We start from the raw sequence: 1,025 nt of genomic DNA on the forward strand, positions 1-1,025 counted from the left end.
ATATCAAATTAGTACAATTCACAACAAAATATTACTATATCTTTTTTATAAAAATCATATATTATTTAATTGTAGTTAGCATCTAAATATCAGAGTAGATACGTAAAGGAAATACACTAAGTTCTTTTCTTAATTCTACAAAATATAATTATTGAATTTGAGAAAACAGTGAAGTACTTCAAAATACAGTGGTAGTCAATGCGAGGACCAAGCTGGAAAAAGATTTAAAATAAAGCGAAAGTAACAGGAGATACTGTACCACCGCAAGAAACAACAGTCAAAGTTCCAATTCATTCATTTATACAAATTGAATTCAAAAAATAAATACTGCTAATTTAAATGTGAAACTGAAAAACTATTTTGCTCCAAATTTTAGAAAAAGATAATAAAGAAGTTGTGAAATTGGAAACAGATGAAAGCGATACGGCTATTTTTGAAGCACTATGCTTTGAAAAGTACAAGGTGGAGGAAATTCAAGTACTCAATTAAATATTTAATTGAGAGAAAGGTCTTTTCATCAACTAAAAATAAAAAACGAATGGAATATTCAAAAACATGACACTATATTACTGGTCGTAACAATAGTTTTACTTTCCACAAAAGAGGAAAAATATATAGACTTTACAAATACTAAGAATAGCAAACTAGATAGTTTTATTACCGCATCACATAAAGTGAAACTTTAATCAGTGGGGGTTTTGTTCATCCCCACTGATTATTAGCTCACACCAATCGGGCTTTTACGGGCAGCCCGCCCCCCACCTAACTTCTTTGCTTTCGCTGAATTTTGAGGTGGAGGTCTTACTGCCCGGCAAATAGCGGGATAAACTTATTATCAATTTCCAAATACAATAGTTGTTAATCAACAAAAAAACTTCAATAATTAAGGTGCACAGTAAATTGACCTCAAAACAGTAATTACTACAATATCAGTTTTTACTTATTCTATAAAAAAGAAATATCACTTAATAATTATTACTTTATATCAATTTAGACATAAAACATTTTATTATATCGGCTTAAGT

General features: G+C 29.3%; 1 protein-coding gene. It reads left to right on the top strand.

Going from position 1 to position 1,025, the window contains the following annotated elements; genetic code table 11:
* The first annotated feature begins 360 nt into the window (after positions 1 to 360).
* Positions 361 to 489, top strand: a complete 129-nt coding sequence (locus GBN78_RS29785) for a hypothetical protein (protein ID WP_000939299.1) — start codon at positions 361 to 363, stop codon at positions 487 to 489.
* The last annotated feature ends 536 nt before the right edge of the window (positions 490 to 1,025 follow it).

It is taken from the genome of Bacillus sp. B2-WWTP-C-10-Post-4, assembly GCF_009183805.1.
Lineage (GTDB): Bacteria > Bacillota > Bacilli > Bacillales > Bacillaceae_G > Bacillus_A > Bacillus_A cereus.